At 45.1% G+C, this 22,691-nt stretch carries 11 protein-coding genes; 10 read left to right on the top strand and 1 reads right to left on the bottom strand.

Translation table 11 applies throughout. The features are described 5' to 3' along the window. The first annotated feature begins 5 nt into the window (after nucleotides 1–5). The 10 genes from brxC to QL229_RS00235 all read left to right on the top strand — a co-directional run bounded on the left by brxC (nucleotide 6) and on the right by QL229_RS00235 (nucleotide 21,896). Nucleotides 6–3,683 carry a BREX system P-loop protein BrxC gene (gene brxC / locus QL229_RS00280; protein WP_281546388.1) on the top strand — a complete coding sequence of 1,226 codons (3,678 nt, stop codon included), beginning with the start codon at nucleotides 6–8 and terminating at the stop codon, nucleotides 3,681–3,683. A gap of 16 nt (nucleotides 3,684–3,699) precedes the next feature. Then, complete coding sequence (locus QL229_RS00275) at nucleotides 3,700–5,463, top strand: DUF262 domain-containing protein (protein ID WP_010129446.1); 1,764 nt, start codon at nucleotides 3,700–3,702, stop codon at nucleotides 5,461–5,463. Between the two features lie 15 nt (nucleotides 5,464–5,478). Continuing rightward, a complete protein-coding gene (gene pglX / locus QL229_RS00270) occupies nucleotides 5,479–9,087 on the top strand; it encodes a BREX-1 system adenine-specific DNA-methyltransferase PglX (RefSeq protein ID WP_281546387.1) in 3,609 nt (1,202 codons plus the stop codon). Beyond that, a complete protein-coding gene (pglZ, locus tag QL229_RS00265; RefSeq protein ID WP_281546386.1) occupies nucleotides 9,087–11,744 on the top strand; it encodes a BREX-1 system phosphatase PglZ type A in 2,658 nt (885 codons plus the stop codon). The genes pglX and pglZ overlap by 1 nt, the downstream gene beginning before the upstream one ends. Before the next feature lie 16 nt (nucleotides 11,745–11,760). Continuing rightward, complete coding sequence (brxL, locus tag QL229_RS00260) at nucleotides 11,761–13,836, top strand: protease Lon-related BREX system protein BrxL (RefSeq protein ID WP_281546385.1); 2,076 nt, start codon at nucleotides 11,761–11,763, stop codon at nucleotides 13,834–13,836. Between the two features lie 43 nt (nucleotides 13,837–13,879). After that, complete coding sequence (locus QL229_RS00255; RefSeq protein WP_281546384.1) at nucleotides 13,880–16,531, top strand: TrlF family AAA-like ATPase; 2,652 nt, start codon at nucleotides 13,880–13,882, stop codon at nucleotides 16,529–16,531. 154 nt (nucleotides 16,532–16,685) lie between these two features. Continuing rightward, complete coding sequence (gene mobH / locus QL229_RS00250) at nucleotides 16,686–18,836, top strand: MobH family relaxase (protein WP_281546383.1); 2,151 nt, start codon at nucleotides 16,686–16,688, stop codon at nucleotides 18,834–18,836. A 47-nt stretch (nucleotides 18,837–18,883) separates the two neighbouring features. After that, nucleotides 18,884–20,704, top strand: a complete 1,821-nt coding sequence (traD, locus tag QL229_RS00245; protein WP_102136955.1) for a conjugative transfer system coupling protein TraD — start codon at nucleotides 18,884–18,886, stop codon at nucleotides 20,702–20,704. Between the two features lie 9 nt (nucleotides 20,705–20,713). Next, nucleotides 20,714–21,274, top strand: coding sequence for a conjugative transfer protein (locus QL229_RS00240; protein WP_281546382.1), 561 nt, complete (start codon nucleotides 20,714–20,716; stop codon nucleotides 21,272–21,274). Further along, the gene (locus QL229_RS00235; protein ID WP_281546381.1) at nucleotides 21,261–21,896 is read left to right on the top strand and encodes a DUF4400 domain-containing protein; all 636 of its coding nucleotides are present in this window, start codon (nucleotides 21,261–21,263) and stop codon (nucleotides 21,894–21,896) included. Before QL229_RS00240 ends, QL229_RS00235 begins: the two co-directional genes overlap by 14 nt. Before the next feature lie 26 nt (nucleotides 21,897–21,922). Here QL229_RS00235 and QL229_RS00230 read toward each other — a convergent pair whose 3' ends face one another. Next, nucleotides 21,923–22,510, bottom strand: a complete 588-nt coding sequence (locus QL229_RS00230; protein WP_193305307.1) for a plasmid-related protein — start codon at nucleotides 22,508–22,510, stop codon at nucleotides 21,923–21,925. Between the last annotated feature and the right edge of the window lie 181 nt (nucleotides 22,511–22,691).

Here is a 22,691-nt window from a genome sequence, read left to right as displayed (position 1 = left end):
CCCGAATGAAAATTGAACAGATTTTTTCCAAGAAGTTGACGCGTGATATTAACGGCGTTGTTAAAGCGGAACAGAAAGACAATGACAGTGTGTATGTCGAACTTGATGAGTATGTTGTAACCCGAGAGCTAGATCGACATTTTCGCGCTTTCTTTGAGGCTTACGTTCCATCTGTGACGCAAAGTGGTGCATCAATGTCAGGTAAAATTGGTGTGTGGATCTCTGGCTTCTTTGGTTCGGGTAAGTCTCACTTCCTGAAAATTTTGTCTTACCTCCTCGAAAATAAATCTGTCGAAAAGGATGGCCAAGGCCGCCAAGCATTTGAGTTTTTTAAAGACAAAATCAACGATGCCATGCTGTTGGCCGATATCCAAAACGCTGTTACCAAAGATACAGACGTTATTCTTTTTAACATCGATTCACGAGCCAATACGGATGACCGAGAAAATGCCATTCTTAAGGTCTTCCTCAAAGTCTTTAATGAGCGTGTAGGATACTGCGCTGATTTTCCTCATATTGCGCACTTAGAACGCGAGCTTGATAAGCGTAATCAATACATGTCTTTCAAGGACAAATTTGCTGAGTTGACTCAATCAACCTGGGAAAAGGAGCGTGACGCCTATGACTTCTATCGAGACGAACTTTCAGAAGCACTCGCTCATGCCAGTGAGCAATCATTAGAGTCTGCCAAAGCGTGGGTTGAGCAGGTTGAAAACAATTTCCCGCTAGATATCCGAAACTTCTGTAAGTGGGTAAATGAATACTTAGATCGAACTGGGGATCGTAACCTTCTTTTCTTAGTCGATGAGGTCGGTCAGTTTATCGGTAAGAACACACAAATGATGTTGAAGCTTCAGACCATTACTGAAGATCTTGGCACATATTGTGGTGGCAGAGCTTGGGTCGTTGTTACCTCTCAGGCAGACATTGATGCTGCCATTGGTGGTATGGATAAGCGCGATGGCGAGGACTTCTCTAAAATTCAAGGGCGTTTTAGTACCCGCTTACAGCTGTCGAGCTCGAATACCTCGGAAGTTATTCAAAAGCGTTTGTTGTCCAAAACGGAAGAAGCTCGTACACACCTCATCGATGTCTTTGCTGAAAAGGGCGACATTCTTCGTAATCAGCTGACATTTGATAAAACGACAACCGCGTCTCTAAAGGGCTACACCGACGCTCCGTCTTTCGTGGACAACTATCCGTTTGTGCCTTACCACTACACGCTGGTTCAAAAAGTGTTTGAGTCAATTCGAACCAAAGGCGCGACGGGTAAGCACTTAGCCATGGGTGAGCGTTCATTACTTGATGCTTTCCAATCAGCTGCAAAACAGATGAAGGACTCTGGCCTTGATGTCTTAATCCCGTTTTACAGTTTCTATGCACCGATTGAAAGCTTTTTGGAGCCAGCTGTTAAGCGAACGATTGACCAAGCCTGTGAGTTGGATTCCTTAACAGAATTCGATGGCAAGATTCTAAAAACTCTTTTCTTGATCCGTTATGTGGACGTTGTCAAAAGCACACTAGACAACCTTGTGACGCTGTCAATTGATCGAATCGATGCAGATAAAATTGCGCTGCGTAAACAAATTGAAGAGAGCTTGAATCGTCTTGAACGCCAATTGCTGATTGCGCGTAATGGTGATGAGTTTATCTTCCTGACCAACGAAGAAAAAGAGATCGAAAACGAGATCCGCCACACTGACGTTGAAATGTCAGAGGTCTCTAACAAGCTTTCAGCAATCGTATTTGACGGTATTTTGAAAGGTAATCGTGCCTATCGTTACCCGATTAATAAGCAAGACTTTGCGGTGAGCCGTTTTTGCAATGGTCATCCAAAAGATGGCACCACGCTGGAAGACCTAGTCATTAAAGTCATTTCACCTTTGGATTCGCACTTTGAAAATTACTCCCACGATCAAGCGTGCATCAATCATACGCTTGAGGCTGACGGGTGCGTGCTCGTCAAGCTGGGCGAACATAAGCGTCTTTGGGATGACCTGACAACCTTTATAAAAACTGACCGATTCTTAAAACAAAATTCAGGACAGCGACCAGAGCAAGAACACCTTCTCCGCGAAAAGCAGATGGAAAATATTGAGCGTGAAAAGCGCTTAAGAACGGATTTTGAAGCTTTGTTTGCAGAGGCTGACGTTTACGCTATCGGCACAAAACTACCGAAGAAATCAGCAACGCCAAGTGCCATCGTCGAAGAAGCATACAAATACGTTATCGAAAACACATTCGCTAAATTGAACATGCTCAAGGCGACACCTGGTGAAGTTTTGCGTGAGCTACAGGCCGTACTTGTTGCTGATGATATTGCTCAGATTGGACTGGATCTTCAAGCGGATGAATGTAACCCAGAAGCTACGCGTGAGGTTGAGCAGTACGTAACGCTAAAAGTCGAGCGTAATGAGCCTGTTTACTTACGTGACATCGTTGCCCGCTTCGGCAAGCGCCCATATGGCTGGCCAGACAATGAAATCTTATTGCTCACTGCAAGGCTGGGCTTGGCTGGAAAGGTATCTTTTAGTACCCAAGGCACAGATCTGGCGTTGAAAAAAGCTTACGAGCCGTTTACCAGTGTGCGTAAACGCGGCGAGATCCGTGTACATAAGATCAGGCAACATGACGAGCGCCAAATTAAAAAGGCTGCTGGTCTTGTTAAAGAGATCTTTTCAAAAACCTTTACCGGCTCTGGTGAAAAGGAGCTCTACGAATTAGTGCGCGATGAATTACTGGCTTGGAATGAAGAGCTTAAATCATTCAGAACCAAGTCACAGACAGGCCATTTCCCAGGTAAATCTCAAATTGACGATGGTCTTGCATTGGTCGCGGGTATTCTTGAGCAAACTTCAAGCTTCGCCCTTATCGCCCGATTCTTAGAAGACGCTGATGCCCTTGAAGAGTTTGCTGAGGACTTTGAAGATCTTGATGACTTCTACAATAGCCAATTTCAAACTTGGCAAGCCCTTGCTGGCGCATTGAACGAGAAGTTTAAGGCCAATAGACCTGCGTTAGAAAAAGACAGTGAAGCATTAAAAGCGCTCACTGAATTAGAACGCATTTACAATATGCCCTCACCGTATGAGCAGCTGCGCCACATTAATCCGCTTATCGAGCAGGTGGCAAAAGTTAACTCAACATTGGTTGAAGAAAAACGCACTCATGCCTTAGAGCGTGTTGATCTGCGCGTCGGACGTGTAAAAGAAGCGCTAGCTGAAGCTCATGCACCGTCTGAACTACAGAACCAAGCACTGCGCCCGTTACAAATGTGCAGACAGCGCATTGAAGCGACCTCTTCAATACCACAAATTATCAGTGAGCAAACTGAAGCGGAAGGTTACGAGGACGAAGCTTATGAGTTGCTGAATGGCTTTATCGAAGATCAACGCAAAAAAGCTGAAGCTGAGCAAAGACGTCGTGAACTCGAACAGAAGAAACGCGAAGAGGAAGCAGCAAAAGCCGGTAAGGCAGCTCCAGCACCTGAGCCAGCCCCTGAACCAGTGCAGCCACAGCCGGTTGCAAAACGTACCGTAACGATTAACCCAACCGATGCCATGGCTAAGTCAGTAACAACCGGATTCATTGAAAGTGAAGCCGAAGTTGATGCCTATCTTGCCGCTTTAAGAGAGCAGCTAATTGCTGCGGTCAAAGCTGGCGACCGAGTAAGAATTAAGTAAGAGGCAACGGATAGCTATGTATCAAGCGGGTGGAACAATAAGATCATTACTCGACAAGGTTGCTGAGCAGGAATACCTGTTACCGGCCATCCAGCGAGAGTTTGTATGGCGACCAGAACAGATCTGTCGTCTATTTGATAGCCTGTTGCAAGGTTACCCGTTTGGGACCTTTCTATTCTGGAAGATAAAACCAGAGAACCGGGATAGCTATCAGTTTTATCAGTTCATGCAGCATTACCATGAGCGAGATAACTACCATTGTGAAAATGTCACTCAGTTACCGGAACGTGAGTTCATTGCCGTCCTAGATGGACAGCAGCGGATTACTGCTTTGAACATCGGCCTACGCGGCTCATTTGCGTGGAAGCTGACAGGTAAATGGTGGAGCAATGATGACGCCTTCCCTGTGCGCAGGCTTCATTTAAATCTGTTAAGCCAGCCCGACTTAGAAACTGGGTCGATGTATGACTTTGAGTTCCTAACCGACGATAAAGCCTCGTTGGATGCATCTGAACAATACTGGTTCCGTGTAGGCCGGATCATGGAAGAGGAAGAAGATGCACTTATCGATGAAGTTGCTGATGATGCTAGGTTGAGCTCGGAGCAACGCAAAGAGGCTCGCTCAACTCTTCGTCACTTGTATCGAACCATCCATGACAAAGACAAGATTTCGTTTTATGAAGAAAGTGATCAGAGCCTTGAACGTGTTCTGAATATCTTTATCCGCATGAATAGCGGCGGTACTACCTTGTCCTACTCAGACTTACTACTTTCAATAGCAGTAGCGCAGTGGAGCTCGTTAGATGCCCGTGAAGAAATTCATGCATTAGTGGATGAGATGAACCGTGTTGGTGATGGATTCAACGTATCAAAAGATCTCGTTTTAAAAGCAGGCTTAATGCTCTCTGACATCGGTAGCGTGGGCTTTAAGGTTGAGAACTTTAACAAGGAAAACATGGCGATTCTCGAAAAGAACTGGACGCCAATTCGTGATGCGTTATTGCTCTCAATGCAGTTGCTGGCAAGTTTTGGTTTTAATGCACAAAACCTCAGAGCAACAAGTGCCATCCTCCCGTTGGCCTATTACCTGCACCACCGAAAGTTAACCGCAAGCTACCTTTCTAGGGTTGAATATGCGGTCGATAGAGAATGCATCAGAAACTGGCTCATTAGGTCGTTGTTGAAAGCGTCAGGCATCTGGGGAAGTGGTTTGGATACCCTGCTTACTATGCTTCGCTCAGACATTAAACAATCGGGTGATACGGGTTTCCCGCTAGCGAAAATTGAAGCGACCATGCAACAGCGTGGTAAATCGTTGCGCTTTGACCCAGAGGAAATTAGTGAACTAGCGCAGTTGGATTATGGTAATCCGCGTACCTTTGCCTTGTTGACTTTGTTGTTCCCAGGATTCGATTTTTCACGACACTTTCATGTGGACCACATTTACCCCAAAGGGTTGTTTACGCGTAACAAGCTTGCAAAAGTTGGTGTCCCAGCTGAACAGCTAGATGAACTCATCGAGGCATCTAACAAGCTGCCAAACCTTCAACTGTTGGAAGGGACAATCAACAACCAGAAGCGGCAAAAAATGCCCCATGAATGGTATGCGCAGCAGTGGCCTGATGTGAATGCAAGACAAGCACATCTGCAATCGCAAGCCATAACATCATTACCTGAACAACTAAACCAGTTTATGGACTTTTACCGCGAGCGTCAGGAAACACTGCTTGCCCGCATTAGAACTGCATTACAACCCGCAAGCAGCGTAGAGACAGAATAAGAGGCGCAATATCATATGAATACGAACAACATTAAAAAATACGCACCAAAAGCGCGCCGCGAATTTATGGATGCGGTTGCTAAACGATTAAACACCTTTGGTATCACCGCGAATAAAAAAGGCGAGCTACAAATTGCAGAAGCGAATCTACAAGGTTCTGTGCTTCAAATCGTAGGTAACAGTTTTGACGGTAAGCTTGCTGAGCCAAGAAAACGCATAGTGGCCAGAAGCCAGAAGCTGGGGTATGCACAACTTATTGAACAAGTAGCTTATACCTGGTTCAACCGTCTGTGTGCTATTCGCTACATGGAAATCCATGACTATCTAGGTCACGGTTTTCGTATTTTGTCTCATCCAGACAATCCTAAAGGATTTGAAATTATCGACCATGCGCAAGATGCTGCGGATGAACTCGGGTTAGATAGAGCTCGCATGATCGAACTCAAGCTTGCGGGCAACAAAGACGAAGAGCTTTATCGTGAACTGCTGTTGGGCCAGTGCCATAAGCTTCATGAAGCGATGCCTTTTTTATTCGACGCTTTGGACGATGAAACTGAGCTTCTTCTACCAGACAATCTAACACGTACCGACTCAATACTGCGTGGATTGGTAGACAGCATTCCTGAAGAGGACTGGCAACAAGTCGAAGTGATTGGTTGGCTTTACCAGTTTTACATTTCTGAAAAGAAAGATCAGGTAATGGGTAAGGTGGTCAAGAGTGAAGATATTCCTGCCGCCACCCAGCTATTTACACCCAACTGGATTGTGAAGTACCTGGTACAAAACTCAGTCGGTCGTCAATGGCTGCAAACCTATCCAGATTCTGCCATTAAAACGCAGATGGAATATTACATTGAGCCTGCTGAACAATCTGACGAAGTTAACCAACAGCTAAAAGCTATTACGCCTGAATCTATTGAACCTGAAACCATCAAAGTACTTGACCCAGCTTGTGGCTCTGGCCACATACTGATTGAAGCCTACAACGTGCTTAAAGCCATCTATGAAGAACGAGGTTTCCGCTCTCGTGACATTCCAAAGATGATCCTGGAGAACAACCTCTACGGCTTAGACATAGATGATCGTGCAGCACAGCTATCTGGATTTGCGTTGATGATGATGGCTAGAGATGACGATAAGCGTATTTTTACCCGTAATGTGCGACTCAATGTACTGTCATTGCAGGAAAGTAACCATATTGACCTGCCGACCTTGTGGAAAGCACTCAATCTGTCGGGAAGTTGGCAAAGCGGCACATCACAAGGACTGTTCTCTGACGAAGAGCAAGATTTAAGCTCGTTCAATGCAGACAACCGCTACCAACTGCTGAAGCGAACATTGGCAAGATTTACTCAGGCCAAAACCTTTGGTTCTTTGATTGATGTAGCAAGCGATGAGCATGAGCAGCTAAAAGAGCTACTGAATACGCTTGTAGAGCTTCAAGAGTCAGGTGACTCAATGCAAAAGCCTGCGGCGAAGCAATTGACTGAATTTGTTCATCAGGCTTTGGTTTTATCAATTCGTTACGATGCTGTAATTGCGAATCCTCCCTATATGGGAGCCCAATCAATGAACACTGAATTGAAAAAGTTTGCACAGAGTAAATTCCCTCTATCAAAGTCGGATATGTTCTCCTTATTTATGGAACGATCTTTTGATTTGATAAAAAGTGAAGGTTCAAATGCTCAAGTAAATATGCATTCATGGATGTTTATATCAAGTTATGAGGGCTTGCGTGAGTCAGTTTTAAGCAAAAGGACAATAAGATCACTTATTCACTTGGGGCCAAGAGCATTCTCTCAAATATCTGGTGAGGTAGTTCAAACATGTGCGTGGATTATTTCCAATACAAATATTCCAGGCTACTTGACTAAATTCCATAGATTGGTTGATGGAGTGGAGGAAAGTAAGAGGCTCTCTCTTCTTGCTAGCGAAAATGTTTACGAAAATATAAAGCAGGATGAGTTTTTTAGACTTCCAATGTCGCCCATAGCTTACTGGGTGAATGAATCAACACTTTCGATGTTTGGCCATCATACGATAGGAGATGACTTTGAAGTAAAAGCCGGAATTAGCACTGGTAAAAATGATAGCTGTATATTTTACTGGTGGGAGGTTTATAAAAGTAAAATCGGAGAGTCAAAGTCCGATAGCTACTATTTACTTCACAACAAAGGTGGCGAGCTTAGAAAGTGGTACGGAAACATCGACTCTATTTTAAAGTATGGACCTAAGAATATTTCTAGGATGGAAGCATATTCAGGCTTTAGACATGATGGTAAAGACTACTATGGTAGAGAAATGATCGGGTGGAGCAAAATAAGCTCTACAAGGTCTTCGTTTAGATATTATCCAGTCGGCATGAGTTTTGATTCAGCTGGCTTGGCGCTATTTAACCAATCTACTGATAGTTTGCTAGATGTTTTAGCTTGGCTAAATTCAGATATTTGTGCCGATATTATTCCAATGTTAAACCCAACGCTGAATGTAACGCCTAAAATCATTAAGTCACTACCATTTAAAGAATTAAAACCCACTTCCAGAGTGGTTGTTGATGAGCTTGTTAGAATTCATAAAAAAGACTGGGATTCGCATGAGTGTTCTTTTGATTTCGAATTTAATCACCTTATTCAACAGAATGGTTTGAAGGTTTGTGACGCAACGGATAGATTAGTTGAAGTTGCTTCAAGTTTGGTTGATAAGATTTTGAAGCTTGAGGAAGAAAATAACCGAAATGTGCGGGAAGCATATCTCGGTGATTATTCTAATTACAGCGAGGATACTTCACATGTAACTTTAAACTGTAATATGAGTTATAAGTATGGGGATGTAGAAGATTCAAAGAGTCGATATGTGTCCGATATTGTTGTCGAGCTTTTTAGCTATTCAATTGGCTGTATGATGGGGAGGTTTTCATTAGTCAAACCTGGTTTTATGCTGGGAAATGAAATCTATGAACTCAACTCTGAAAACTATGGTGGTTTTATTCCTGATGAGGATGCCATTATTCCTTTGACAGACAATGAGTGGTTTAAAGACGATGCCACAAACCGTTTTCGTGAGTTTGTTCAGGTTGTTTGGGGTGAGGAACACTTACAAGAAAACCTCGATTTTGTTGCAGAGTCTCTGTGCTTAAATGCCATAAAGCCCAAGAAATCAGAATCAGCTCTTGAGACGATCCGTCGCTATTTATCGACTCAGTTCTATAAAGACCACCTGAAGACTTACAAAAAACGCCCTATTTATTGGCTGTTTAGCTCAGGTAAACAGAAGGCTTTTGAGTGCCTGGTTTACCTGCACCGTTACAACGAGGGCACGCTTTCTCGTATGCGTACCGAGTATGTCACCCCGTTACTAGGCAAATACGATGCTTATGCAGAGCAACTTGAGAAGCAGATTGAAACGGCAGACTCGACCAGTGAAGCGAACCGCTTCAAGAAAGAGTTGGATGCCTTAATCAAGAAACAGGTCGAACTACGAGAGTTTGATGACAAGCTAAAACACTACGCTGATATGCGTATTTCACTGGATCTGGATGATGGCGTGAAAGTGAATTACGGCAAGTTTGGTGATCTGTTGGCTGATGTTAAGGCCATTACCGGTTCGGCCCCGGAGGTTAACTAATGCAGATTAGCGAACTGGCACAAGGTGTCGCTGCCAAGCTCGAACAAAGCCGCATTGTGTTTTGGTACGACCCAGAGCAAAGCTTTACTGAAGAGCTTGAGCATTTAGCTAACGCCCTATCTATTGCAAAAGAAGTAGGCGATAGCGCAGCAGATATAACTGCCAGAGTACTGCCAAATGATTTGACCATCCTCAATATGGGTAGTGAGTCCGTATTGGCAGTGAAAAAACGCATTGAAGTAGATGAGCGTGAAGCTAAATTCCTTATCTATTTTCCAAGCGCTGAGCCAGAGCCTGACCGCGATTGGTTGCTAGACGTGCGTTTGTATAGCGAGCAGTTTTTTGCTGATCACAGCTCAATGCTGCTTAATGAGCTGGGTATCCCGAAAATGGCGCTACGCACGCACATTCGTAAGCGCCAAAGCTTTTTTGCCAATAAACAGCGCATAGCCGGTTTAAAGAAGTGGGTGACTGAGAACGAAGACGAACTGTCGTTAGACAGGAAGATGATGGCGGTGGTTGTAAAAGCTGATTCTGCGTCTTTGTCGGACATTTTGCTTGGGTTACTACGCGAATATGCGGCTTATATCGAAGATGAAAGCCTTGGCCAACCTTTATGGAGCCAGCTAGGAAAGTTTGATCTTGAGACCTCACTCTGGGCATATCTGAGTGAGGGTTTTGGCTATACAGTCGAAGAGCCAACCTTCCCAGACTTCGTGTTGAAATTATTCTGTACTGAATTCTGGAGCCAAATTGAAGGTGTTGAACGCGATTGGTTGCTTAACAATGTTCTAAAAAGCGCATCAGGCCGGGCGACAGCCTTGGCGTTTATGGTGAGCTGGCGCGACAGCCGCTCTTTCGCCGCTTACTACGAAAGCATCTCTAAGGTGCTTAGCCAACAGTTGGAAATTTCGACTCGTGCTGGCCAGTACCATCCGGTTGAACTTATCGAATGCGAAACGTTCGAGGCTGTGGAACAGGCCATAATCCGTGGTTTAGTTCGTGATTTGCTCGATAGCAGTAAAGCGCTAGACCGGGTTCAGTTTGATACGGTCTTATCAAGACGTCTTGCTAGCCACTGGACATTGTCACGCAAAGAATACTTCGCAATTTATGAAGCTATCCGCAACGCTGAAGAGTTAATGCACTTGCGAAATCGCTATGTGGACGGGTTCCACTTTGATAACGCGAAAGCAATGTACGACGCCTATACCACAGACATTTATCGTTTTGACCAGGCTTACCGTTTGTTCAATGAGCATGTGCACTCTGTATTGAGTAAAGGTGCAGACATACTGCGTCAGCTCGACGACGAAGTCGAAAGCATTTATACCAACTGGTACTTATATGAGCTTGGCCTTGCCTGGGATCGTCACTTGGCCAATGAAAAATTACTTGAAAAGTGGCAGATTTCTGGCGTACCGCACCAGTATGACTTCTATGAAAAAGAAGTTCGCACACGACTGAGTCTGAAACAGACAAAACGAGTGTTTGTGATTATCTCTGATGCCCTGCGATTTGAAATTGCGAATGAGCTTGGCGCTATCATTAACAACGAGAAGCGATTTAAGGCTGAGGTGTCTACGCAGTTGGGTGTTTTGCCAAGTTATACCCAACTTGGGATGGCGGCATTATTGCCTCATAAGGCGCTCAGTTACCAGCCAGAGCAAGGCACGGCTGTTTATGTGGATGGTATTTCTTCACAGGGTTTAGAGAATCGTACCTCCATCCTACAGAAGGTAGGTGGTATGGCAGTGAGTTCTAAGGAACTGATGAGCTGGAGTAACCAGGAGGGGCGTGACAAGGTTCGAGACGTAGAAGTAGTTTATATCTATCACGATACCATTGATGCGATTGGTGATAAGGCAGCAACTGAAGAGAAAACGTTTGAAGCCTGTCGTAGTGCCATTGAAGAGCTAAAAGACCTCGTTGGGCGGGTCATCAACCGTCTAAACGGCAGCCGAGTTGTGATCACTGCTGACCATGGCTTCCTCTTCCAACAAAAAGCACTTGTAGCGGCTGACAAAACCTCGTTGAAAACCAAACCTGCTGGCGCGATAGAAGCCAAGAAACGTTATATCGTTGGTAATAACTTGCCTTCAGATGAAGCCTGTTGGAAAGGCTCAATTAACGATACGGCTCATGGCTCTAGTGATACCGAGTTCCTGCTTCCAAAAGCGGCTCAACGCTTCCACTTCGTTGGTGGTGCTAAGTTTGTGCATGGCGGAGCGATGCTACAGGAAGTCTGCGTACCGGTACTACATGTGCGAGAGCTACAAAAAGAACAAGCAGCAAAACATGAGAAACAACCGGTAGGTGTTGTAGCAGCCACTCAGCCCATCAAATTAGTAAACAATATCGACAAGGTCAGATTTATTCAGACAGACCCTGTAGGCGAGCGTTTCGTCGCACGGTTGTTGGATGTCTATATCGTCGATGCACAAGGTAATGAAGTCTCCAGTCGTGAAACGATTAACTTTGATAGCGTGAGTAAAGTGATGGATGAACGTACTCGCGAAGCTAGGTTAAAGCTTATTGGCTCTCAGTTCGACAGGAACGCTCAATACACATTAGTTCTTGAGAATGCGGAAATGAGAACCCGTTATAGCCAATACGCGGTAACCATTGATTTGGCATTCCAAGATGATTTTTTCTAAGGCGCTGAGGTGAAACATGACAACTGATTTTTCACAAGATCATAAAGACGAAAAAAATCAGATGCAAAGCGCCGACTTAGACGCATTGCTCAACCAATATTTTAAAGGCCGTGTCGTTCGAAAAGATCTGACAAAGCAATTGAAAGAAGGCGCTAACGTCCCTGTTTACGTGCTGGAGTATTTACTAGGGATGTATTGTGCGTCCGATGACGACGAAGTTGTAATGCAAGGCCTTGAGAATGTGAAAAAAATCTTGGCTGAGAACTATGTTCGACCTGATGAAGCGGAGAAAGTGAAGTCACTTATCCGTGAACGCGGCACGTTTAAAATCATCGACAAAGTAAGCGTTAAGCTCAATCAGAAAAAAGACGTTTATGAAGCTGCGTTGTCGAACCTGGGGATCAAGGATGCCCTTGTACCGACCAAAATTGTACAAGACAACGAAAAATTATTAACTGGCGGTATCTGGTGCATTATTACCGTCCAGTATTTCTTTGAGGAAGGTCAGAAGACATCACCTTTCTCCATTATGAGTTTAAAACCGATACAAATGCCGTCCATGAACATGGATGAGGTGTTTTCAACCAGAAGACAGTTTAGTACCGATCAGTGGATGGATGTGTTGCTTCGTTCCGTGGGTATGGAGCCAACCAACTTAGAGCATCGGGTGAAATGGCATCTTATCACTCGCATGATCCCATTCGTTGAAAACAACTACAACGTTTGTGAGCTCGGACCAAGAGGGACAGGTAAAAGCCATGTCTACAAAGAGTGCTCACCAAACTCATTGCTTGTCTCGGGCGGACAAACAACTGTGGCGAACTTGTTCTATAACATGAGCTCGCGCCAAGTTGGGTTGGTCGGAATGTGGGATGTTGTCGCCTTTGATGAAGTAGCGGGTATTAACTTTAAAGACAAAGACGGCGTCCAAATAATGAAAGATTATATGGCGTCAGGGTCTTTTGCCCGTGGTCGTGATTCAATCGAAGCGAAGGCTTCCATGGTATTCGTCGGTAACATCAATCAAAGCGTTGAGACACTGGTGAAGACCAGTCATCTGTTGGCACCTTTTCCTGATGCCATGATTGACACTGCTTTTTTTGACCGTTTCCATTCCTATATTCCTGGATGGGAAATACCGAAGATGCGTCCTGAGTTTTTCACCAATAGTTACGGATTAATCACAGACTATCTTGCTGAATACATGCGTGAAATGCGCAAAAGAAGTTTTGCGGATGCTATCGATAAGTTCTTCAAACTCGGTAATAACCTTAATCAGCGTGATGTAATTGCTGTACGCAGAACTGTTTCGGGCTTGTTAAAGCTACTACACCCCGACGCACAGTACTCAAAAGATGATGTAAGAGCCTGCCTGACCTATGCGCTGGAAACTAGACGTAGGGTCAAAGAGCAATTGAAAAAGCTTGGCGGAATGGAATTTTTTGATGTGCACTTTAGCTACATCGATAACGATTCATTAGAAGAATTCTTCGTCAATGTTCCGGAACAAGGTGGCAGCAAGCTAATTCCTGAGGGCTTACCTCGCGCTGGTGTTGTGCACTTGGTTACTCAGGGAAGTACTGGGCAGCTTGGGTTATATCGCTATGAAACCCAGATGATGGCTGGTTCTGGTAAACACTCAGTGTCTGGCCTTGGTTCGAATACCGCAGCGAAAGAAGCTGTGCGTGTTGGCTTTGATTATTTCAAAGGTAACCTGAATAGAATAAGTGCGTCGGCGAAGTTTTCTGATCATGAGTATCACCTCCATGTTGTTGAGCTCCACAATACGGGGCCAAGTACAAAGTCATCGCTCGCTGCATTAATTGCGTTCTGTTCAATTCTGATGAACCGACCGATTCAAGAGCAGATGGTTGTTTTGGGTGAGATGACTTTAGGTGGTGTTGTAAATCCTGTTCAAGATCTTGCAGGCAGTCTTCAGTTAGCTATGGACAGTGGCGCAAAGCGTATTTTGCTCCCAATGGCCTCAGCCTCAGATATTCCAACGGTTCCTGCTGAGTTGTTTTCAAAATTCCAGATCAGCTTTTATGCAGATCCCGTCGATGCCGTGTTTAAGGCGCTTGGGGTTAATTGATTAGGTGTCGTTTGACGCGCCATTTTATGGAGTAATTACAGGTATGTTTACCAAAGCTCGTTTCTTTAAATGTGCATTGCAGGTAAATCCGGCAGGATACATAAAATATCGTGGGCAACAGCAGACCATCACGGAAGATGAATATAACCAAAATCTGCTTGCGGCATCACTGGAAGCGGGCATAGAGGTCATTGGATTAGCTGATCATGGTTCAATAGATGGTGTTGATAAAATCCGCAATCTTTTTGTTGAGAATGGGATTGTTGTTTTCCCCGGCTTTGAGATTGCGTCAAGTGAGAAAATTCACTTTGTTTGTCTGTTTGATGAAAACAGAACTTCGCAAGAACTTGAACGGATTTTGGGGCGTCTAGATTTACTTGATCCAGAGGATGGTATTTTGCCGACCAACCTCACAGCAATTCAGCTGATTGATAAAGTGAATGAGATAGGTGGATTTATCTTTGCAGCACACTGCATAAATGATGATGGTGTGCTCAGTCGAAAGATGAACCATGTATGGAAACATGAAAGGTTGATGGCAGCTCAGATACCAGGCGACAAGTCGATTGAAGATCTTAAAGGAATAGAAAATGATTTCTACCGTAAGGTCTTCCTCAACAAAGATCCTAACTATAAGCGCGAGCGCGAAATGGCTGCTATTAACTCCTCAGACGTTGCAAAACCAGAGGATATCAAAGCATCGGGTGCTTCTTGTTTGATTAAAATGACCAACCCTTGCTTTGCTTCCTTTAAGCAAGCCTTTTTAGATGCAGGTTCGAGGGTTCGTTTGAACTCAGATAAGCCAGAAAGCTATGCTTCGGCAATTGAGCGTATTCGATTTGTTGGTGGCTATCTGGATAGCGTCGATATTGAACTATCGGACCATCTAAATGCTGTGATTGGTGGTCGTGGAACTGGTAAGTCAACCTTGTTGGAATGTATTCGCTATGCTTTCGGATTAGAACCTAAAACACCTAACGCAATCAAACAGCACAAAAGTGTCATTGATACTAACCTTGGGAAAGAACGAGGTTTAGTTGAAATTACGTTGCGTTCATCAGTTATGCACGGTCGCAGATTCAAAGTAAGCCGAAAACACGGTAGTGATCCGGTAGTGGTTGACTCCCAAGGAAATATATCCCCCTATCTTCCGACGGATCTTTTGCCTGGTATAGAGCTTTACGGGCAAAACGAAATCTATGAAATGACACGAGATGAACAAAGTCGTAATCAGCTCATCGAACGTTTTCTTGAGGGCGAACATGAAAAGTTTGATGCAGATATCGCTGACGTTTTAGCAAAGTTAAAAGATAATCGAGAATCCATCAAGCGAGTCCTAGGTCAGAAAGATGACATTGAAGCAGAGGTCGAGCGCTTACCTAAGTTATTGGATCAGGCAAAACAGTATCAAGCATTAGGTATAGATGAAAAGCTGGAGCTTATTCCTAAACTTGAAAAAGAAAAACAGTTGAATGATCAGATTGGTGAGGATGTTGCGAGCGTCCAACTGGCTATCGATGCGCTCAAAAACAGTTTGCCAGATACTTTGTATTTAAGTGATACCAATTTGGATGGCTTACCTCATGCTGAGCTCTTGAAGCAGCAGCGTGAAGTTTTGAATGCCCTGAAAACGGGCGTTCAACAGACATTAGTACAGTTAGAACAGCTAACTTTAAATGCAAATCAACAGTTGTTACCGGTCAAGCAATCTTTATCAGAAAAGCAGCAACTTGAAGAGCAAAAACTTGAGTTGGCTTTTAAGGATATACCTGCAAGCCAGGGTAAAACTGGCCGACAAATTGGTGCTGAATATCAGACTCTGTTAAAACAAATTGAGCAGATACGCCCTAAACAAACCACCTTGCAAGATCGCCAGACACAAATTGACGAATTGTACAACTCGCGAAAGAAGCTGCTTCTGGAGTTAGAACAACACACAAGTGCGCGTGCGAGTAGTATTACTAAATCTGTTAAAAGGTTAACAAGAAAACTGGAGCAGAAGGTACGGCTTACCCTACAGCCAGAAGGTGGCCGCCAAGAACTTGTGAATTTTCTGACTGGGTGCAATTTAGAGGGGGTTGGGCCTAAACGTCTCGCCTGGGTATTAGAAGGTAACTTCTCTCCAAGCAGTTTAGCCTCGACTATCCGTCAAGGAGAGTCGGAGCTAGGACGAAAGTTTGGCATATCAGGCACTGTTGTTTCAGCTTTAATTCGTCTTTCAGAAGTAAAACTAATGGAACTGGAAGAATTGCAGTTACCGGATACCATGGCGATTGAGTTAAATGTGACTCATGGAGAACGAGAAGCTGTATTTAGGTCAATTGATGAATTATCGACGGGACAGCAGTGCACTGCTGTTTTGCACTTATTGCTGTTGGATAATCAAGACCCATTAATCCTTGATCAACCTGAAGATAATTTGGATAACGCATTTATAGCTGAGAGGATAGTCGCAGAACTACGTAGGGCTAAACTGAGTCGTCAGTTTCTATTTGCAACACATAATGCCAATATTCCGGTTTTCGGTGATGCTGAATGGATTGGCGTTTTGAGCGTAGAAGATAATAAAGGGCTAATTCTTCCAGAACAACAAGGTGCGATCGATGTTTCCAATGTTCAGGCTTTAGCCGCTGATATATTAGAGGGCGGGAAAAGTGCATTCAATCAGCGTCGTGAGAAATATGGATTCGTGTAAAGCACAATCTTGGGATTAATCACTAAGAATCAGGTTCCGCACCTCTTTGAAACCGTGAAATTAGCTCGTATGTTATTCTTCTACATGAATTATCAATCTATCTAGCCATCAAGCTCAGAGTTGAACCTTCACACTATCGTGTCGGAGGTTCACTATGTTCAAAAACCTATTTTTTCAAGCCAAAGCATTACCAGATCTGTCATCTCAACTCGATGCAGAAATTCCGCGCTATCCGCCATTTCTAAAGGGGTTGCCAGCAGCGTCACCCGAGGATTTGCAGTCCACACAAGACGAGCTAATTGCCAAACTGCGCCAAGTACTTGGCTTTAACCTGCGTGATTTTCAAAGGCTAATTCAGCCCTGCATTGACCATCTGGCTGCTTACGTTCACTTGCTGCCAGCTTCTGAGCATCATCATCACAGTGGTGCTGGTGGTTTATTACGTCATTCGTTGGAAGTTGCTTTCTGGGCGGCACAAGCAGCTGAAGGGATCATCTTTGTTGCCAGTGGCACACCGGTTGAGAAAAAAGAGCTGGAACCAAGGTGGCGTGTTGCTGCGGCTCTTGGCGGTTTGTTCCATGATATTGGTAAACCTGTTTCAGACCTGTCCATCACAGACGAAGATGGACGCTATCAGTGGAACCCATTTTTAGAAACCTTATCCCAGTGGACCACTAATAACAGCATTGAACGCTATTTCATTCGCTGGCGCGATGGACGGTGCAAGCGGCATGAGCAATTTTCAATTCTGGTGTTAAACCGGGTGATGACACCTGAGTTGCTCGCTTGGTTAACCCAGCCGGGCCCTGAAATTTTGCAAGCCATGTTGGAAGCAATTGGCAATACCGATCCCGAGCATGTCCTGTCTAAATTGGTTATTGAAGCTGACCAAACCAGTGTTCAGCGAGACCTGAAAGCTCAACGAATTTCCGTTGACGACAATGCCCTTGGTGTCCCAGTCGAACGCTATCTACTTGATGCCATGAGGCGATTGCTTGCCAGTTCCCAGTGGTTGGTCAATCAGCGAGATGCCAGAGTTTGGATACGAAAATCGAATCAATCAACCCATCTTTACCTGGTTTGGAAAAGCGCGGCTAAGGACATCATTGAGCTGTTGGCCAAAGACAAGATACCTGGCATTCCAAGAGATCCCGATACCCTTGCGGACATCCTTATTGAGCGAGGATTGGCCACTAAATCCGCCTCGAATGAGCGATATGAAAGCCTTGCCCCTCAAGTGCTGATCAAAGACGACAAGCCCATCTGGTTACCCATGCTGCATATATCTGAGGCCGATTTATTGTTCAGCTCGAATGTACCAAGTAGTGTGAGACTGTTTAGCAAATCTGAGTGGGAAGCAACACAGCAAACACAAGCAGAGCCACAGAGTCGCTCCAGTGAGCATTCAGACTTGCCTGAAGCGTCATCATCAATCGAACACGGCAATTCGGCTGAGTCGTCATCGACAAACTCGTCCGAACAAGATGATGAACTTCGTCTTGCTAGTGATGTTAATAACCCCCAGGCAAATGAAAATGTTCCGGGTGATGGATGTGAAAAGCCTAACAACTCATATGATGGCGCTATCTCAAATAACGTAAACCAGCACGATGCAGAAGCATTGAATCTGCCTGAATCTTTGGCATGGCTCACAGAGGCCAGTAGTGCGTTGGTTATGGTTGATGAACAGATACTGATCCGCTATCCCGATGCCGTAAGACATTGGTGTGCTCCCCGAAAACTGCTTGCTGAACTCAGTCGATTAGATTGGCTTGAACTAGATCCGGCAAACCCGACACGTAAAGCCAGAACTGTGACTACAAATGATGGAGTTCAGGAGCAAGGGTTACTGCTGAAAGTATCGATTTCTAAAGGGCTAACTGCACTGATAGACCTTTCCAAACAAGACGCAGAATCAGTGACAGCAATTCAGAACAAAGAGGCTTCACAGCGTCCGAGTAGAACTGAGACAACCAATGCCCAAGCAAAAGAGCCCGTCACAAGAGCGGAGCGTAAGCAAAAGCCGATTGCGCCCAATGCGAACTCAAGTACAGACCCCAAACACGCGCAGCGGCAACAGATGGTTAATTTTGTGAAAGATTTGCCCATCTTACTGACCGATGGCGATTACCCAGACGTGGATCATAGTGCCGATGGTATTCGCGTCACGATTCAAACCTTACGCCAAGTCGCCAATGAGCATGGTATTCCAGCTGGGCAATTGCTTCGGGGGATCTCTGCCAGTGACCAATGCCAGTTTGATGAGGGGGAAACGGTTCTGTTTACCGCTCACGCTAAACGTTAATCCTTTTGAAATTAAGCGATTGCAAACGGTTATTTTGGGGAGCATGAATGAAAGAAAACGCATACGAGATGCCCTGGCGCACGAACTATGAAGCCATGGCAGCAGCAGGTTGGCTAGTTGGGGCAACTGGGGCAATTGCAGCAGAAATACTCACTGAGTTACCACCTGAGCCATTTTGGTGGATGACAGGGATTTCCTCGGGCATGGCGTTGTATCGCCTGCCTGAGGCTTACCGTCTTTATAAGTTGCAGAAGGGGCTAAAAGGCAAACCTTTGGCTTTTATGGAGCTGTCGCATTTACAAAAGGTGATGGCAAAACATCCTGATGAATTGTGGTTAGGCTATGGCTTTGAGTGGGACCAACGTCATGCGCAACGCGCTTATGAAATATTAAAGCGGGATAAGCAAACCTTGCTTAACCAAGGTCACGGCAAACAAATGGGTTCGACCTGGATTCATGGTGTTGAGCCCAAAGAAGAAGATGTGTACCAGCCAGTTGGTCACACTGAGGGGCACACCTTAATTGTCGGCACGACCGGTGCCGGGAAAACCCGATGCTTTGATGCGATGATCACTCAGGCCATTTTGCGTAATGAAGCCGTGATTATTATTGACCCTAAGGGAGACAAGGAACTTAAGGATAATGCACAGCGAGCCTGTATTGCCGCCGGTAGTCCTGAGCGCTTTGTGTATTTTCATCCGGGTTTTCCAGAGCATTCAGTACGTCTAAATCCCCTGAGGAACTTTAACCGGGGTACTGAAATTGCCAGCCGAATTGCGGCATTAATCCCCTCTGAAACCGGTGCTGATCCATTTAAAGCCTTTGGCCAAATGGCACTGAATAACATAGTGCAAGGTTTGTTGCTTACGTCACAACGTCCTGATCTGAAAACACTGAGGCGTTTTTTGGAAGGTGGCCCAGAAGGCTTGGTAGTAAAAGCCGTCACAGCCTGGGGGGAGCAGGTGTATCCCAATTTTAGTGTGGAGATCAAGCGCTTTACCGAAAAGGCCAACACCTTGGCTAAACAAGCCATGGCGATGCTGCTTTTCTACTACGAACGCATTCAGCCCGTTGCCGCCAATACTGATTTGGAGGGCCTTTTGAGTATGTTTGAGCATGACAGAACCCACTATTCAAAGATGGTGGCCTCATTGATGCCGGTGCTCAATATGCTCACATCAAGTGAACTAGGTCCATTGCTATCACCGATTGCAAACGATGTGGATGACAGCCGGTTAATTACGGATTCTGGCCGTATTATCAACAATGCCCAAGTGGCGTATATCGGCTTGGATTCATTGACCGACGCCATGGTTGGCAGCGCCATTGGTTCGTTGCTTTTATCCGATCTCACCGCCGTGGCCGGTGACCGCTATAACTATGGTGTTGAAAATCGTCCCGTAAATATCTTCATCGATGAGGCTGCTGAAGTCGTCAACGATCCCTTCATTCAACTGCTCAACAAAGGTCGTGGTGCAAAAATGCGTTGTGTGATTGCTACTCAGACCTTTGCTGACTTTGCAGCTCGAACAGGCAGTGAAGCTAAGGCTCGCCAGGTGTTAGGTAACATCAACAACTTGATAGCCCTTCGGGTGATGGACGCCGAAACACAGCAGTACATTACCGACAATCTGCCTAAGACTCGGTTGCAGTACATCATGCAAACTCAAGGTATGTCGTCCAACTCGGACAGCCCCGCGTTGTTTACCGGCAATCATGGCGAACGCTTGATGGAGGAAGAAGGCGATATGTTTCCACCGCAGTTATTAGGCCAGCTTCCCAACCTGGAGTACATCGCCAAGCTTTCAGGTGGCCGCGTGATCAAAGGCCGCATTCCTATTTTAACCAGCTCTACACAGGCAGCATAAGGAGTCTGTATGCATCATTCTGTCTGTCTGAAAATGACAACACTTACCAGTAAAGAAATGCTCGCTCAGTGGCAGCAACATAACCCCCAGTTCAAGGAAACCTTAAGGCTGCTTGAAACCGACTGGCCTCATGCTTTGGCCTCGGTGTATTGCTTGGCGGACTACTTAACGGATGCGTTCACGTTAGATGGCCATTCCATCTTTGATTTGTGTCTGTGTAATGGCTTGGGCAGTTATGAAGAAGTCAGTTGTGATGATGACAGTGTACGCCTGTGGCATTTCATTGAGGCACTGACCTGGACTGCCGCAAGTGCTTTAACGGGGATTCGCCTGCGTGATCCTGACCATTTCGAGTGGGCCGCCGTGGATGGTGTGTATTTCTACTCCTGGATTCGTAATCGTCCAAATCGAATGGGGTATCTGGCTGAAGGACGCATCGATGTGCGTTATGTCAGTGGCCATACGACGACAAAGCGGCTTCAACAAGTGATTAAAGCCCGGATTATGACGCCAACCGTTGCAGCCATGCTGGTGCGAGTAGAAGAGGATGTTTGGCATGAGCAAGCATAAGTCGGTTTGGCTGCTGTGTCTGGCACTGATGCTGGAGATTATTGCCATTGGCGTGTTAGTGCCCGGTGATTGGACTGGCCGGGTTATTAATAAAGAGAAGCAGATGATTCAAAACCAATTGGGCGCACAAACAAGTTATTGGATTGGTCAAACTAGCCATCGCTGGTATCAGTCATGGGTTGTGGATACGCAGATGGAGCAATCTGTGCGAGATTTTCTAATCCCCACTGAAGAGCAACGACTGCGCTCTAAAGGGATGGAGAACATGGGAGGCTTTTGGTTTGTGTGGGTAGAAGACCGCATTCAGGCATTTTTTGATGTGTTGTACCAAGTATTCACTCGATTTGCTTTGCTGATGGTCTGGTTGCCCTTTGCGCTTATTCTCATGTTACCGGCGCTGTGGGACGGCTTGATGACCTGGAAGATTAAGAAGACAACCTTTGATTTTTCGAGCCCTATTATTCACCGCTACAGCATGATTATCCTGGGCTCAGGTGTCATTTTGCTGTTTATGGGATTGTTCGCCCCGCTGGCTATTCCACTGGTGGTGTTACCGTCGCTGATCATCGGTTTGGCATTGATGGCGGGGTTGGCGTTAAGTCACTTGCAGAAGAAAATATGAGGCCAGTTAGGCCTCATCTTGTAGAGCTAAAACCTTACGCCTACGGCATTGCCATTCTCGTCTTCAGATGGCAAATGGTAAGTATCAATAAGGTGACCTTGCAGCCAAATATATTGAGGCATCCAAAACGAGTACTGTCGTATAAGAGCCAATACTTCTTTCAGCGGTTTGTTTGCATGAGACTCGGCTAGGCGAAAGTACATGAATGAGCAATCATCTCGAAAATACTCATGAAGCTCTGAATCCGATAGCGTTTCTTTTAGTGGCCTGTTTTGCTCATCTTCCTCATCAGGGGAATTGGCATAAATTTCAAATAGCTGCTTTTCAGTAAGCATTTCCAAGAAATGGTCTTCAATTAAAACTCCATCACTGGTATCGACATCCATACCATCTTTGACATCAAAAGCCATGACACATCCTGAAGATAACGCCACTTCTGATGGTTTAAGTAAGTCATTAGCTTGTACAACCTGATGCCAATGATTAAAACCAACAGAGATTGCAATTTCATCGAGTGCTTCAGTGTGTGGAATAGATTTTTCACGTTTAAGCTTTCGTGCTTTTTGCTTTAAACGTTCAACCGTGTCAGAGGAAATGATTTTAATAATTTGCATTGAGTTTCTCCTATTAGCGAATACGGTGCCCACTGCCGAGGTCGCAGAAAAACCTAAGCAAAAAATAAATTTGATATGCATGTCGTCCCGTCCGGGTTTGCTAAAGTGGGCAGCTGGTCTCGACACGACCAATATCCTGATCATATCAACCGCATCAAAAAGATCAATTGTTAGTATTGTC

It is taken from the genome of Pseudoalteromonas sp. PAR1 (assembly GCF_947311895.1).
GTDB classification, from domain to species: Bacteria; Pseudomonadota; Gammaproteobacteria; order Enterobacterales; family Alteromonadaceae; genus Pseudoalteromonas; species Pseudoalteromonas lipolytica_C.
Note: the sequence above shows the minus strand (reverse complement) of the source record. Positions and strands in the feature narration are given on the sequence as shown.